We start from the raw sequence: 13,507 nt of genomic DNA, 5'->3' as shown, positions 1-13,507 counted from the left end.
CGCTCATGAGCTCTCGATGAGAACGTTCCGATGAGCCTGCACGTCAACTAGGGTCCTCACCTCCTTCGGGGTGCGGGCCCCCACGAAGGAGAACAGTGGCTGTCAGAGTCCACGAGCTCGCACGAGAGCTCGGAGTCCAGAGCAAGGACATCCTGTCCACGTTGAAGGACATGGGTGAGTACGTGAAGTCCGCGTCGTCCACCGTCGAGGCGCCGGTCGTCCGCCGCCTCAAGGAGGAGCACGGCGACGCGCTGCTCGCCAAGGGTGCGAAGAAGGGTGCCAAGAAGGCCGCCCCTGCGCCCGCCCCCAAGGCACCGGCCGCCGAGGCACCCGCCCCGGCTGCGCCGCAGGCCCCCGCCGCACCGCAGGCGCCCAGCGCACCGACCCCTGCGTCCGCGGCCCCGAAGCCCGGCCCCGCCGCGCCCAAGGCCACGCCGACCCCCGGTCCGCGTCCCGGCCCGCGTCGTCCGGCCGAGCCCGAGGCACCGGCCGCCGCGGCCTCCGCGCCGGCCGCCCAGCCCGGGCCCAAGCCGGCTCCGGGCCCCCGTCCGGGTCCGCGCCCCGGTGGCGCGCGCCCCGGCAACAACCCGTACTCCTCGCGCCAGGGGATGCAGCAGGAGCGCGCTCCGCGTCCGCCGGCCGCCCGTGAGGGTGGCGCAGGCGGCGCCGGCACCGCGGCTCCCGCGCCCGGCGGCCGTCCCGGCATGCCGCGACCCAACCCGGCGATGATGCCCAAGCAGTCCGGCCTCGCCAACGCGCGTCCCGGACCCGGCCGTGGTGGTCCCGGTGGCCGTCCCGGCGGTGCTCGTCCCGGCGGTGGCGCCGGCGGCGGACGTCCCGGCGGCGGCGGCGGCTTCGCCGGTCGTCCCGGTGGCGGCGCCCCGGGCGGCGGAGGCGGCTTCGGCGGCCCCGGTGGCCGTCCCGGTGGCAACCGTCCCGGCGGTCGTGGTGGCACGCAGGGCGCCTTCGGTCGCCCCGGTGGTCCCGCCCGTCGCGGTCGCAAGAGCAAGCGCGCGAAGCGGCAGGAGTTCGACCAGATGCAGGCGCCCGCCATCGGCGGCGTCCGCGTCCGCAAGGGCGACGGCCAGACCGTCCGTCTGGCGCGCGGTGCCTCGCTGACCGACTTCGCCGAGAAGATCGGCGTCGACGCGGCGTCGCTCGTGCAGGTGCTGTTCCACCTGGGCGAGATGGTCACCGCCACGCAGTCCGTCAACGACGAGACGCTGCAGCTGCTCGGCGAGGAGCTGAACTACGACGTCCAGGTCGTCTCGCCCGAGGACGAGGACCGTGAGCTGCTCGAGTCGTTCTCGCTGGAGTTCGGCGAGGACACCGGCGACGACTCCGACCTTGCGGCGCGTCCGCCGGTCGTGACCGTCATGGGTCACGTCGACCACGGAAAGACGAAGCTGCTCGACGCGCTGCGCAACAGCAACGTGGTCGCCAAGGAGGCCGGCGGCATCACGCAGACCATCGGCGCCTACCAGGTGACCACCGAGGTCGACGGCAACGAGCGGGCCATCACCTTCATCGACACCCCGGGTCACGAGGCGTTCACCGCCATGCGTGCCCGTGGTGCGCAGGCGACCGACATCGCGATCCTCGTGGTCGCGGCCGACGACGGCGTCATGCCGCAGACGGTCGAGGCGCTCAACCACGCGAAGGCGGCCGGCGTGCCGATCGTCGTCGCGGTCAACAAGGTCGACAAGCCCGACGCCGACCCGACCAAGGCACGCGGCCAGCTCACCGAGTACGGCCTCGTCCCCGAGGAGTACGGCGGCGACTCGATGTTCGTCGACGTCTCCGCCAAGGCGGGCACGGGTCTGGACGACCTCCTCGAGGCGGTCATTCTGACGGCCGACGCGTCGCTGGACCTGCGTGCCAACCCGGAGCAGAACGCCGAGGGCCTCGCCATCGAGGCGCACCTGGACCGCGGTCGCGGCCCGGTCGCCACGGTGCTGGTCCAGCGCGGCACGCTGCGGGTGGGCGACACGCTCGTGGCGGGCTCGGCCTTCGGCCGCGTGCGCGCCATGCTCGACGAGTTCGGCGAGAACATCGTCGAGGCGCCGCCGTCGCGTCCTGCCCTGGTGCTCGGCCTGACGGCCGTGCCCGGCGCCGGCGACAACTTCATGGTCGTCGACGACGACCGGATCGCGCGCCAGATCGCCGAGAAGCGCGAGGCTCGCGAGCGCAACGCCGCGCTGGCCAAGCGCACGGGTCGCCGGACCCTCGAGGACTTCATGTCCTCGATGGAGAAGGGCGAGACCGACGAGCTGCTGCTCATCCTCAAGGGTGACGGCTCCGGCTCGGTCGAGGCGCTCGAGGACTCGCTGGCCCAGATCGACGTGGGCGAGGAGGTCAACCTGCGGGTCATCGACCGTGGCGTGGGTGCGATCACCGAGACCGACGTCAACCTGGCGGCGGCCTCCAACGCGGTCATCATCGGCTTCAACGTCCGCCCGCAGGGCAAGGCGACGGAGCTGGCCGACCGCGAAGGTGTCGAGATCAAGTACTACTCGGTCATCTACCAGGCGATCGACGAGATCGAGGCGGCGCTCAAGGGCATGCTCAAGCCGGAGTTCGAGGAGCACCAGCTCGGCACGGCGGAGATCCGCGACATCTTCCGCTCGTCGAAGATCGGCAACATCGCCGGCTGCATGGTCACGAGCGGCACGCTCCGGCGCAACGCCAAGGCGCGTCTGCTCCGCGACGGCTCGGTCGTGGCCGACAACCTCGAGCTCGCGAGCCTGCGCCGCGAGAAGGACGACGTGTCCGAGGTCCGCGAGGGCTTCGAGTGCGGTCTCGTCCTCAAGGGGTACGGCGACATCAAGATCGACGACGTCGTCGAGATGTTCGAGCTGCGCGAGAAGCCGCGTAGCTGAGTCAGCAGTCCGCCGCGGACCCGGGAGCGATCCTGGGTCCGCGGCGGCGACCCAGCAGGAGGAACCATGGCCGGACAGCGCACCCAGCAGCTCGCCGACCGCATCAAGGTGATCATCGCCCAGATGCTCGAGCGTCGGGTCAAGGACCCGCGCCTGGGCTTCGTGACGATCACCGACGTGCGGCTCACGGGCGACCACCAGAACGCGTCGGTCTTCTACACCGTCATGGGCGACGAGCGCGCCGCCGCCGACACGGCGGCCGCGTTGCGCAGCGCCACCGGCCTGCTGCGCACCGAGGTCGGCAAGCAGCTCGGCACCCGGCACACCCCGTCGCTGGAGTTCTTCCTCGACGCGGTCCCGGAGTCGGCCCGCCAGATCGAGGACCTGCTCGCCAAGGCGCGCGAGAGCGACGAGCGCGTCGCCGCGGCCGCCGAGGGCAAGACCTACGCGGGCGACCCCGACCCGTACAAGCAGCCGCGCGCGGCCGAGGACGACGACGAGGACGACGAGCGGGCATGAGCGAGACCCGCGTCGGGCTCGTCGTGGTCGACAAGCCCGCCGGGTGGACGTCGCACGACGTCGTCGCCCGCACCCGTCGCCTGGCCGGCACCCGCAAGGTCGGCCACGCCGGCACCCTCGACCCGATGGCGACGGGGGTGCTGCTGCTCGGTGTCGGGCGGGCCACCCGTCTGCTCGGCCACCTGCAGCTGGCCGACAAGGAGTACCTCGCGACGATGCGGCTCGGCTGGACCACGGTCACGGACGACGCCGAGGGCGACCTGGTGGAGCGGGCCGACGCCTCCGGCGTCACGGACGACGCCATCCGTGCCGCGGTGCTCCCCCTCACCGGCGACATCGAGCAGGTGCCGACGGCCGTGTCGGCGATCAAGGTCGACGGGAGGCGCTCGTACGCGCGCGTCCGCGCGGGGGAGGCCGTGCAGCTCCCCGCCCGGCCCGTCACCGTGTCGACGTTCGAGGTCACCGACGTCCGGCACCTCCAGGTCGACGGTCTGGCGGTGGTCGACGTCGACGCCCGCGTGGTGTGCAGCAGCGGGACCTACGTGCGCGCCCTGGCCCGCGACCTCGGGGCGGCCCTGGGCGTCGGCGGCCACCTGACGATGCTGCGCCGCACCCGCGTCGGGGGCTTCGACCTCGACGTCGCCAGCACGCTCGAGGAGCTCGAGCGGTCGTGGCAGCACGTCGCGCTCGACGACGCCGCCCGCGCGGCGTTCCCGTCGCTCGACCTCGACGAGGCGGCCGCCGGCGAGGTGCGCTTCGGGCGCGCGCTCGCCGACGTCGACCTCGGCGCACCCGGCCCCGTGGCCCTGTTCGCGCCCGACGGCCGCTTCCTGGCGCTCTACGAGCAGCGCGGCGGCTCCGCCCGCGCCGTCGCCGTCTTCGTCTGACGTCGACGGGACCCGCGTCGCCGTGCCCTAGGGTGACGACGTGGCCCGACTCTCGACCGAGCGCCTGATCTGGCGTCCCCTGCAGACCTGGTTCCTCTCCGTCGTCGGCATCGTGGCGGGTCTGATGGTCACGACCAAGGTCCGCAAGATCCTCCGCGGCGCGAGCGAGACGAGCTTCCCGACCGTGCCGCCGCGGACCGTGCCCGTCGGCAGCGAGAACAGCGCCACGACGTACACCTACGGGGAGGACCTGTACGACGACATGCTCGCGGCGATCCGCGGCGCCACCACCCGCATCCTCTTCGAGACCTTCATCCTCAAGGGCGACGACATGGGCGAGGCGTTCAAGCGCGAGCTCGTCGCCGCCGCCGACCGCGGGGTCGACGTGCGGGTGATCTACGACGGGTTCGCCAACCTCGTCGTCCCGCGCTCGTTCCTGACGTTCCCGCCGAGCGTCCACGTGCTGCGCTACCCGGTGCTGAAGACGGGCCTGCAGCCCTTCAACCCGCGACGCTGGGGCCGCGACCACCGCAAGATCCTCGTCGTCGACGACACGGTCGGCTTCGTGGGCGGGTACAACGTGGGCTCCCTGTACGCCACGCAGTGGCGCGACACGCACCTGCGGGTCGAGGGGTCGGCCGTCTGGGACCTCGACAACGCCTTCATCGACTTCTGGAACGACCTGCACCCGGTGCCCATCGAGCCGCTGGGGGAGGCCAGCTGGGAGCCGAGCGTGCGGGCCCACCGCAACGTGCCCCGCCAGCTCGTGTTCCCGATTCGTGGCATGTACCTCGAGGCCATCGACCGCGCCCGGCACCACATCCACATCACGGCCGCCTACTTCATCCCCGACCACGACATCCTGCAGGCCCTGAAGGACGCCCGGTCGCGCGGCGTGGAGGTGACGATCATCGTCCCCGAGGTCAGCAACCACGTCGTCGCCGACTGGCTGTCCCGCGGCTTCTACGGCGAGCTGCTGCGCCACGGCGTGCGGATCCAGCTCTACCAGGACGCGATGGTGCACGCGAAGACCGCGACGATCGACGGCCAGTGGTCGACCGTCGGCACCGCCAACATCGACCGGCTCAGCCTGACCGGCAACTACGAGATCAACCTCGAGGTCGTCGACCCCGCCCTCGCCGAGCACCTCGAGACGGTGTTCGAGACCGACCTGGCGAACTGTCGCGAGCTGACCCTCGAGCACTGGCAGTCCCGACCGATCGTCGCCCGCGCCTGCGAGCTGCTGCTGACGCCGCTGCGCCCCCTGCTGTAGGCGCTCGACGCCGATGAGAGGCCTCTCATCGACGTCTCACGGAGGGCTCACCACGCACCAGGAGCCTGGGGTCATCGCATCGACCCCAGGAGGACCCATGAAGACCACCGCCCGTACCGCCATCGCCGCCGTCGCCGGCACCCTCGCGCTCGGCACCGCCGGCTTCGCGCTCTCCAGCGCCCACGCCGACGGCGACCGCGACCCCCTGCTCAAGCGCGACGACTCGACCTCGTCGTGGGTCGTCACCGCGGACGACGACGATGACGACGACCGTGACGACGACCTGAGCACCACCGTCACCCGGCAGACGGCGAACACCGCGCAGACCCGCGGCACCGCCCCGACCGCGAACACCGCCAAGACGGTCCAGTCGGCGCCCACGAAGAACACCGCCCCGACGAAGAACACTGCGCCGACGAAGAACACTGCGCCGACCAAGAACACCGCGCCGACGACCGGCACCGACCGCTGATGCCCGACGACGTGTGGGGCCTGGCCGGGGGCGACGAGATCGCCCCCGGCCTCACGGCCGTGAAGGATCTCGGCGGCGGCACCGTCTACGAGGCGTGGCTGGCCTTCGACGACCGGCTGCACGCCCCGGTCGTCGTGAAGGCGCTCCGGCCGGGGCACGTCGCCGACCCCGTCTCCCGCGCGGGACTCGAGCGGGAGGTCGCGCTGCTCGCACGTCTGGCGCACCCCGGCCTCACGCGCGTCTTCTCCTACGACGACGAGGCGGCCCGTCCCTACTTCGTCCTCGAGCACGTCGAGGGCCCGAACCTGTCGCGGCTGATCTCGCGGCACGGCGCGGTGCCGGAGCACCAGCTGCTGCCCCTCGCGCTCGAGCTCGCGTCGGTGCTGCACTACCTGCACGGCCAGGGCGTCGTGCACCTCGACGTGAAGCCCAGCAATGTCATCATGGGTGCGCCCGCCCAGCTCGTCGACCTCTCCGTCGCGCTCGACGTCGACGACGCCGCGGCCCTCGACCACCCGGTCGGCAGCGACGAGTACATGGCCCCCGAGCAGTGCGCGCCGGGGGAGCGCGGCACCGTCGGACCCGCCGCCGACGTGTGGGGTCTCGGCGCCACCCTCTTCCGGGCCGCCGCGGGCTTCCGTGCCTTCGACCGCGAGCCCCGCTGGGCGCAGCTGCACGACGAGCCGAAGCCGCTGCCCGGCTTCGTCCACCGCGGTGCCGCCGACCTCATCGCACGCTGCCTCGACCGCGACCCGGCGCAGCGCCCCACGCCGCGCCAGATCGCCCTCGAGCTGGAGCCGATGATCGCCGGCCTGCCGTCCGCGCGGCTGTCGGGGTTCACGCTCAAGCGCTGAGCCCCCCTCTTCCGGCCTGCGGCTGCGCTGCCCCGGCTGCTCGAGTCGGTGGGTCCCTGACCCCCAGGAGGTACCTCCCGGGCCGGACGTAGCGCGGGTCACCTACCTCCCACGAGGCGCATCCCGCGCCCTACCCACCGCTGGGCGGGGCAGGCAGCGCAGCAGCGGGGTCCGGCAGACCACAGACGCCGCAGCCGCAGGACACGGAGGCCCTCAGTCGACCCGGTACCCCAGCCCCCGGACGGTGGTGACGAGTCCGGCGCCGAGCTTCCTGCGGAGGTAGCCGACGTACACGTCGACGACGTTCGAGCCGGGGTCGAAGTCGTAGCCCCACACGTGGGAGAGCAGCTGCTCGCGCGAGAGCACCTGCCCGCGGTGCGACATCAGCACCTCGGCGAGCGACAGCTCGCGTGCCGACAGCTCGACCTCGCGCTCGCCGACGTACGCGCGACGTCGGCGCAGGTCGAGGCGGACGTCGCCGGCGACCAGCTCGTCGTCGGGGGCAGGGGTGGCGGGGGCGCGCAGCCGCAGGCGGACGCGGGCCAGCAGCTCGGCGAAGCGGAAGGGCTTGCTCATGTAGTCGGCCGCACCTCCCTCGAGCGCCTGGACCGTGTCGGTCACCGAGTCTCGGGCCGTCAGCACGATCACGGGCAGCTCGGGTCGTTCCGCCTGCACGCGCTCGAGGATCGTGAAGCCGTCGAGCCCGGGCAGACCGATGTCGAGCACCATGAGGTCGAACGGACCCGTCAGCGCGTAGTCGAGACCGCTCACGCCGTCGGTGACGACCGTCGGCGTGAACCCCTCGGCCTTCAGCCCCTTCGCGACGAACGAGGCGATCCGCTCCTCGTCCTCGACCACGAGAATCCGGTTCACCACAGTCCTCCTGTCGCGATGACGAGCCGGAACGTCGCACCTGACGTCGCCCCGGGCGGGTCGAGCACCACCCGACCCTCGTGCGCCTCCATGATGGCGGCGACGATCGACAGGCCCAGACCGAAGCCGGCCTGCTCACCGTCGCCCTGGGTGAAGCGCTCGAAGATCGTCCCACGCAGCGCCGACGGCACCCCGGCGCCCGTGTCGCGCACCCACAGCTCGACGTGCCCGTCGTGCACCCGCGACCCGATGCCGACCTCGGCTCCCGGCCGGGTGTGCCGGACGGCGTTGTCGGCGAGCTGGAGCAGCGCCTGCGTCAGCCTTTGGGGGTCGACGTCGACGTGGGTGCGGGCCACAGCGTCGAGCACCCAGCTGCGGTCGGCGAGTCCCCGTGCGCGCTCGAGGGCCCCGAGCGTGAGCGCCTCCACGTCGGTGCGCTCGAGGCGGACGAAGTCCGGACGCTCCGCCTTCGCGAGCAGCAGGAGGTCGTGGACGAGGCGGGTCATCCGGTCGATCTCGTCGAGCAGCAGCGTGCGCGTGGTGCGGACGTCGTCGGGGTCGGTCGGGTCGAGCACCTCCAGGTGCCCCTGCAGCACGGTGAGCGGGGTGCGCAGCTCGTGGGCGGCGTCGTCGAGCAGGCGACGCTGGCTCGCGAACGCCTCCTCGAGCCGGTCGAGCATGTCGTTGAAGGTGCGCTGCAGCTCGGTGAGGTCGTCGTTGCCGGTCACCTCCAGACGCCCGCCGAGGTCGCCCTCGGTGATGCCCCGGGCGGTCTCGCGCAGTCGTCGTACGGGGGAGAGCAGCCGCCCGGCCAGCCACGACGCGACGGCGGAGATGAGGATGACGGAGAGCGCGCTGAGCAGCGCGTACGTGACCATCAGCTCGCGGAGCTGGGCGCGCGAGCCGTCCACGTCGTGGGTGACGACGAACGCAGCCCGCTCGTCGCCCTGCTGCACGGGCTGCACCGCGACCCGGAAGGTCCGGCCGTCGACGTCGAGGTCGGCGACGCCGCCGCGACGCGTGAGGCGCTCCACCAGGGCGGGGAACCGCGGCGACGTCCGCAGCACGCGCTGGGCCTCGCCCACGAACGTCGGGGTGCCCGACACGGGGAACTGCCACAGGTTCTCGTCCGCGTCGGGGACGTTGCGCGACAGGAAGAACGTGATCAGGCGGTCGGGGCTGGTGAACGGCCGGCCCGTCTCGGGGTCGACGCCCTCCGCCTGGAGCCGTCGCAGCTCGCCGACCTCCTGGCCGAGGCTCGCGTCGATCGCCCGGTCGATGCGCTGGGACTCCAGGACGAACAGCGTCGCCCCGACCGCGACGAGCGCCGCCGCCGTCAGCAGGGCGACGGCGGCGGTCAGACGCTGGCGGACGGAGAAGCGTGGTGGACCGTCCGCGCGCGGGTCAGTCGTCGTCATCGTCGTCCCGGTCGTCGTCGCCAACGTCGATGGGTCGCGGCGTCTGCGGGACGCGCTCGTAGTCGTCGTCATCGTCGTCGTCCGGGTCGTCGTCGCGGTCGTCGTCCCGGTCGTCCGACGGGGAGGGGGTCGGCGAGAGCGTGGGCCGGGGCGTCTCGGTCGACGTCGGCACGGTCACCGGGGCGTAGTCGACCGGCGGCGCGTCCTCCTGTGCCACCACCCGCGCCGCGACGACGCCGAGCAGCACGAGGCCGACGGCCACGACGATCGGCACGAGGTAGCGGGTTCGCGTCATGGCGACACTGTGCCGCACGCTCGCGCACGCCACGATGAGACGTCGATGAGAGAACTCTCATCCGCCGGGTCGTCGCACCGACCGGCGCAGGCGGTGCACCCGGTCGCAGGGCAGTGCTGCCGGGGTGTGGCACAGTTCAGGGGTGGGCACCTGGACAGACCGCGGCGGCGCCTCGACGGCCCCGCTGGGCACCGCGACGGCGGTCACCATCGGCACCTTCGACGGGGTCCACCGCGGCCACCAGGCCCTGCTGCGACGCACCCGCGAGGTCGCGGAGGGCCTGCCCGTCGTCGCCGTCACGTTCGACCCGCACCCGGTGGCGGTCTTCGCGCCCGATCGCGTCCCGTCGAGGCTGACGTCGCTGCAGCGCCGGATCGAGCTGCTGCACGAGCCCGCGCCCGGCGTGCGGGGCGCCGACCACGTGCGCGTGCTCGACTTCGACCGCACGATGGCGGGCTGGTCGCCCGAGGAGTTCGTGGAGCGCGTCGTCGTCGAGGAGCTGCAGGCGCGTCACGTCGTCGTCGGCGAGAACTTCACGTTCGGGTCGCGGGCGTCGGGCACGACCGAGACGCTCCGCGAGCTCTGCGCACGGCACGACTGCGACGCCAGCGCCTTCACGCTCGTCGGCGACGGCCACGGCGCCGACGGCCAGCCGTGGTCGTCCACGCGGGTCCGCGCCCTCGTGGCCGAGGCCCGGCTGGAGGAGGCGGCCGAGCTGCTCGGGCGTCCGCACGAGGTCGACGGTGTCGTCACCCCCGGTGACCAGCGCGGTCGCGACCTCGGGTTCCCCACCGCGAACGTCCCCGTGCAGGCCGACTACTGCGTGCCGCCCGACGGCGTCTACGCCGGGCGGCTGCTCACCGGCGACGCCGACTACCCCGCGGCGATCTCCGTGGGCACGAACCCCACCTTCGCGGGGACCGAGCGTCGCGTGGAGTCCTACGTCATGGACCACGGCCACGACCTCGACCTCTACGGCCGCTCCGTGCGGGTGCAGCTCGTCTCGCACCTGCGCCCGATGGTCGCGTACCGAGGCGTCGACGCGCTCGTGGAGCAGATGCACGCCGACGTCGAGCAGGCGCGCGCGGCGCTCGCCTGACGTCGCCCGGTCCGCGACGGCGAGGCGATTCGTCGGAACGACCGGCGCGCTGATAACCTGGACGACGGCGTGCGAACGCCCACGGTCCGTAGAGCCCCGGTGGACATGCCCGGGAGCGCCGTGCAACGACCTCCCAGGAGAAGAATGTCGAAGAAGACCGCTGCGCCCACCGTCGCCGGTACCCCGCGTGACGAGATCATCAGCCAGTACGCCCGCAGCGAGGGCGACACCGGCTCCCCGGAGGTCCAGGTCGCGCTGCTCACGCAGCGCATCTCGCACCTGACGGACCACCTCAAGGAGCACAAGCACGACCACCACAGCCGTCGTGGCCTGCTGCTGCTCGTCGGTCGCCGTCGTCGTCTGCTGAACTACCTGCAGAACACCGACATCGAGCGCTACCGCTCGCTGATCGAGCGTCTCGGTCTGCGTCGCTGACCTCGTTCAGGCGGTCACCCTCCGGGTGGCCGCCTGAACTGCATCAGGGGCCCTGCGCCCCGACAACTGAACACGACACATCCACGGACGAGAGCCGCCACGTCGGGTCCGGTCCTCGGTAGTGGCCCTCGGGACGGCGTACGCCGGGCCGCGGGCCTCGATCGAAGACCGACCACCATCACGGCAGGTCCGGGTCTCGTCCCACCGCGCGACACGCGTCGCGAGAAGGGACTCCCATGTCCGACACCATCCACGCCATCGAGACCGTCATCGACAACGGTCGCTACGGCACCCGCACCATCCGCTTCGAGACGGGCCAGCTCGCCCGCCAGGCCGCCGGCTCCGTGTCCGCGTTCCTCGACGACGACACGATGCTGCTCTCGGCCACCACCGCCGGCAAGCAGCCCAAGGACCACTTCGACTTCTTCCCGCTGACGGTCGACGTCGAGGAGCGCATGTACGCCGCGGGTCGCATCCCCGGCTCGTTCTTCCGTCGCGAGGGCCGCCCGGGCGAGGACGCCATCCTCACCTGTCGCCTCATCGACCGTCCGCTGCGCCCGACCTTCAAGAAGGGCCTGCGCAACGAGGTCCAGGTCGTCATCACGGTCCTGGCCCTCAACCCCGACACCCCGTACGACGTCCTCGCCATCAACGCCGCCTCGGCGTCGACGCAGATCTCCGGCCTGCCGTTCTCCGGCCCCATCGGTGCCACGCGCGTCGCGCTCATCGACGGCCAGTGGGTCGCGTTCCCGACGCACAGCCAGCTCGAGGACGCCGTGTTCGACATGGTCGTCGCGGGCCGCATCGCCACGCAGGCCGACGGCTCGACCGACGTCGCGATCATGATGGTCGAGGCGGAGTCCACCGAGTCCACCTGGGACCTCGTGCAGTCCGGTGTCCAGGCGCCGACCGAGGAGGTCGTCGCCGGCGGCCTCGAGGCGTCGAAGACCTTCATCCGTCAGCTCTGCGAGGCCCAGCAGCAGCTCGCCGAGGCCGCCGCGAAGCCCGTCCAGGACTTCCCGGTCTTCCTCGACTTCCAGGACGACGTCTACGACGCCGTCGCCGGGGTCGCGTCCGGCCCGCTGTCCGAGGCCCTCACGATCGTCTCCAAGGCCGACCGCGAGGAGCGCGAGAGCGCGATCAAGGCCGACGTGCTCGACCAGCTCGGCGAGCAGTTCGCGGGCCGCGAGAAGGAGGTCGGCGCCGCGCTGCGCGCCGTTACCAAGAGCCTCGTGCGCCAGCGCGTGCTGCGTGACAAGGTGCGCATCGACGGCCGTGGCCTCGCCGACATCCGCGAGCTGTCGGCCGAGGTCGGCGTGGTGCCGCGCGTGCACGGCTCGGCCCTGTTCCAGCGTGGCGAGACCCAGATCCTGGGCATCACGACGCTGAACATGCTCGACCTGGTCCAGAAGCTCGACACGCTGAGCCCCGAGACCACGCGTCGCTACATGCACAACTACAACTTCCCGCCGTTCTCGACGGGCGAGACGGGCCGCGTCGGCTCGCCGAAGCGTCGCGAGATCGGTCACGGCGCGCTCGCCGGCCGTGCGCTGCTGCCGGTGCTCCCGACCACCGAGGAGTTCCCGTACGCGATCCGCCAGGTCTCGGAGGCGCTGAGCTCCAACGGCTCGACGTCGATGGGCTCGGTCTGCGCCTCGACGCTCGGCCTGCTGAACGCCGGTGTGCCGCTGCGCGCCCCGGTCGCCGGCATCGCGATGGGCCTCATCTCCGGCGAGGTCGACGGCACCACCCAGTACGTCACCCTCACCGACATCCTCGGTGCGGAGGACGCCTACGGCGACATGGACTTCAAGGTCGCGGGCACGCCGGACTTCATCACGGCCCTGCAGCTGGACACCAAGCTCGACGGCATCCCCGCCGACGTCCTGGCCGGTGCCCTCACGCAGGCCAAGGGTGCGCGTCTGACGATCCTCGACGTCATGTCCGAGGCCATCGACACGCCTGACGAGATGAGCCAGTTCGCGCCGCGGATCATCACGGTGAAGGTCCCGGTCGACAAGATCGGCGAGGTCATCGGTCCCAAGGGCAAGATGATCAACCAGATCCAGGCCGACACCGGCGCCAAGATCTCGATCGAGGACGACGGCACGGTGTACATCGCGGGCGAGGGTGGCGGCTCGGCCGACGCTGCACGCGACGCGATCAACGCGATCGCGAACCCGACGATGCCCGAGGTCGGCGAGCGCTACCTCGGCACCGTGGTTAAGACGGTCGACTTCGGCGCCTTCGTGGCCCTGTCGCCAGGCAAGGACGGCCTGCTGCACATCAGCAAGCTGCGCGACCTCAACGGCGGCCAGCGGGTCAGCAGCGTCGACGACGTGCTGACGGTCGGCCAGAAGGTCCAGGTCGAGATCGCCGAGCTCGGCGACCGCGGCAAGATCTCGCTGATCCCGGTCGTGGCCGACGCGGCCGCCGAGGAGGCCCCCGAGGCCTCTGAGGCCGGCGCCGACGCCTGATCCACGCACGGTCGACGAGGCCCTCG

The 13,507-nt window shown here is 72.2% G+C and carries 12 protein-coding genes; 9 read left to right on the top strand and 3 right to left on the bottom strand.

Annotated elements, in window-relative coordinates; all coding sequences use genetic code 11:
- Positions 1-95: 95 nt before the first annotated feature.
- The 6 genes from infB (at position 96) to A6Q81_RS00730 (ending at position 6,884) form a co-directional block, all read left to right on the top strand.
- The gene (infB, locus tag A6Q81_RS00755; RefSeq protein WP_286689176.1) at positions 96-2,879 is read left to right on the top strand and encodes a translation initiation factor IF-2; all 2,784 of its coding nucleotides are present in this window, start codon (positions 96-98) and stop codon (positions 2,877-2,879) included.
- Between the two features lie 66 nt (positions 2,880-2,945).
- Positions 2,946-3,398 carry a 30S ribosome-binding factor RbfA gene (gene rbfA, locus A6Q81_RS00750; RefSeq protein ID WP_286689175.1) on the top strand — a complete coding sequence of 151 codons (453 nt, stop codon included), beginning with the start codon at positions 2,946-2,948 and terminating at the stop codon, positions 3,396-3,398.
- On the top strand, positions 3,395-4,285 hold the full coding sequence (gene truB, locus A6Q81_RS00745; RefSeq protein ID WP_286689174.1) for a tRNA pseudouridine(55) synthase TruB: 891 nt from the start codon (positions 3,395-3,397) through the stop codon (positions 4,283-4,285). Before rbfA ends, truB begins: the two co-directional genes overlap by 4 nt.
- Positions 4,286-4,325: 40 nt before the next feature.
- Positions 4,326-5,558, top strand: a complete 1,233-nt coding sequence (locus A6Q81_RS00740; RefSeq protein WP_286689173.1) for a phospholipase D-like domain-containing protein — start codon at positions 4,326-4,328, stop codon at positions 5,556-5,558.
- Positions 5,559-5,655: 97 nt separating this feature from the next.
- A complete protein-coding gene (locus tag A6Q81_RS00735) occupies positions 5,656-6,030 on the top strand; it encodes a hypothetical protein (protein ID WP_286689172.1) in 375 nt (124 codons plus the stop codon).
- On the top strand, positions 6,030-6,884 hold the full coding sequence (locus A6Q81_RS00730) for a serine/threonine-protein kinase (RefSeq protein ID WP_286689171.1): 855 nt from the start codon (positions 6,030-6,032) through the stop codon (positions 6,882-6,884). Before A6Q81_RS00735 ends, A6Q81_RS00730 begins: the two co-directional genes overlap by 1 nt.
- A 213-nt stretch (positions 6,885-7,097) precedes the next feature.
- Here A6Q81_RS00730 and A6Q81_RS00725 read toward each other — a convergent pair whose 3' ends face one another.
- Genes A6Q81_RS00725 through A6Q81_RS00715 form a run of 3 tightly spaced genes read right to left on the bottom strand, consistent with a single transcriptional unit; the run spans position 7,098 to position 9,470 of the window.
- Positions 7,098-7,757: a response regulator transcription factor gene (locus tag A6Q81_RS00725; RefSeq protein WP_253026172.1), complete on the bottom strand. Its 660-nt coding sequence runs from the start codon at positions 7,755-7,757 to the stop codon at positions 7,098-7,100.
- Positions 7,754-9,175 (bottom strand): sensor histidine kinase, encoded by a 1,422-nt coding sequence (locus A6Q81_RS00720; protein ID WP_286689170.1) that lies wholly within the window; start codon positions 9,173-9,175, stop codon positions 7,754-7,756. Before A6Q81_RS00720 ends, A6Q81_RS00725 begins: the two co-directional genes overlap by 4 nt.
- Positions 9,162-9,470, bottom strand: a complete 309-nt coding sequence (locus A6Q81_RS00715) for a hypothetical protein (RefSeq protein ID WP_286689169.1) — start codon at positions 9,468-9,470, stop codon at positions 9,162-9,164. Before A6Q81_RS00715 ends, A6Q81_RS00720 begins: the two co-directional genes overlap by 14 nt.
- A gap of 142 nt (positions 9,471-9,612) precedes the next feature.
- On the opposite strand from A6Q81_RS00715, the gene A6Q81_RS00710 reads away from it, so the two are divergent.
- The 3 genes from A6Q81_RS00710 (at position 9,613) to A6Q81_RS00700 (ending at position 13,481) form a co-directional block, all read left to right on the top strand.
- Positions 9,613-10,569, top strand: a complete 957-nt coding sequence (locus A6Q81_RS00710; protein ID WP_286689168.1) for a bifunctional riboflavin kinase/FAD synthetase — start codon at positions 9,613-9,615, stop codon at positions 10,567-10,569.
- Between the two features lie 144 nt (positions 10,570-10,713).
- Positions 10,714-11,004, top strand: a complete 291-nt coding sequence (gene rpsO, locus A6Q81_RS00705) for a 30S ribosomal protein S15 (protein ID WP_067856746.1) — start codon at positions 10,714-10,716, stop codon at positions 11,002-11,004.
- 236 nt (positions 11,005-11,240) lie between these two features.
- Positions 11,241-13,481, top strand: a complete 2,241-nt coding sequence (locus A6Q81_RS00700; protein WP_286689167.1) for a polyribonucleotide nucleotidyltransferase — start codon at positions 11,241-11,243, stop codon at positions 13,479-13,481.
- Positions 13,482-13,507: the final 26 nt, after the last annotated feature.

The sequence above is a fragment of the Aeromicrobium sp. REDSEA-S38_B2 genome, assembly GCF_001628525.1.
Lineage (GTDB): Bacteria > Actinomycetota > Actinomycetes > Propionibacteriales > Nocardioidaceae > Aeromicrobium > Aeromicrobium erythreum.
The sequence above is the reverse complement of the archived record's forward strand: the minus strand, read 5'-3'. Positions and strand labels throughout refer to the sequence as shown.

Excerpts from the sequence above, each read along its gene's own strand:
- rbfA (WP_286689175.1), top strand. The coding sequence starts at position 2,946 with ATGGCCGGACAGCGCACCCAGCAGCTCGCCGACCGCATCAAGGTGATC.
- truB (WP_286689174.1), top strand. The coding sequence starts at position 3,395 with ATGAGCGAGACCCGCGTCGGGCTCGTCGTGGTCGACAAGCCCGCCGGG.
- A6Q81_RS00735 (WP_286689172.1), top strand. The coding sequence starts at position 5,656 with ATGAAGACCACCGCCCGTACCGCCATCGCCGCCGTCGCCGGCACCCTC.
- A6Q81_RS00730 (WP_286689171.1), top strand. The coding sequence starts at position 6,030 with ATGCCCGACGACGTGTGGGGCCTGGCCGGGGGCGACGAGATCGCCCCC.
- A6Q81_RS00720 (WP_286689170.1), bottom strand. The coding sequence starts at position 9,175 with ATGACGACGACTGACCCGCGCGCGGACGGTCCACCACGCTTCTCCGTC.
- A6Q81_RS00715 (WP_286689169.1), bottom strand. The coding sequence starts at position 9,470 with ATGACGCGAACCCGCTACCTCGTGCCGATCGTCGTGGCCGTCGGCCTC.
- rpsO (WP_067856746.1), top strand. The coding sequence starts at position 10,714 with ATGTCGAAGAAGACCGCTGCGCCCACCGTCGCCGGTACCCCGCGTGAC.
- A6Q81_RS00700 (WP_286689167.1), top strand. The coding sequence starts at position 11,241 with ATGTCCGACACCATCCACGCCATCGAGACCGTCATCGACAACGGTCGC.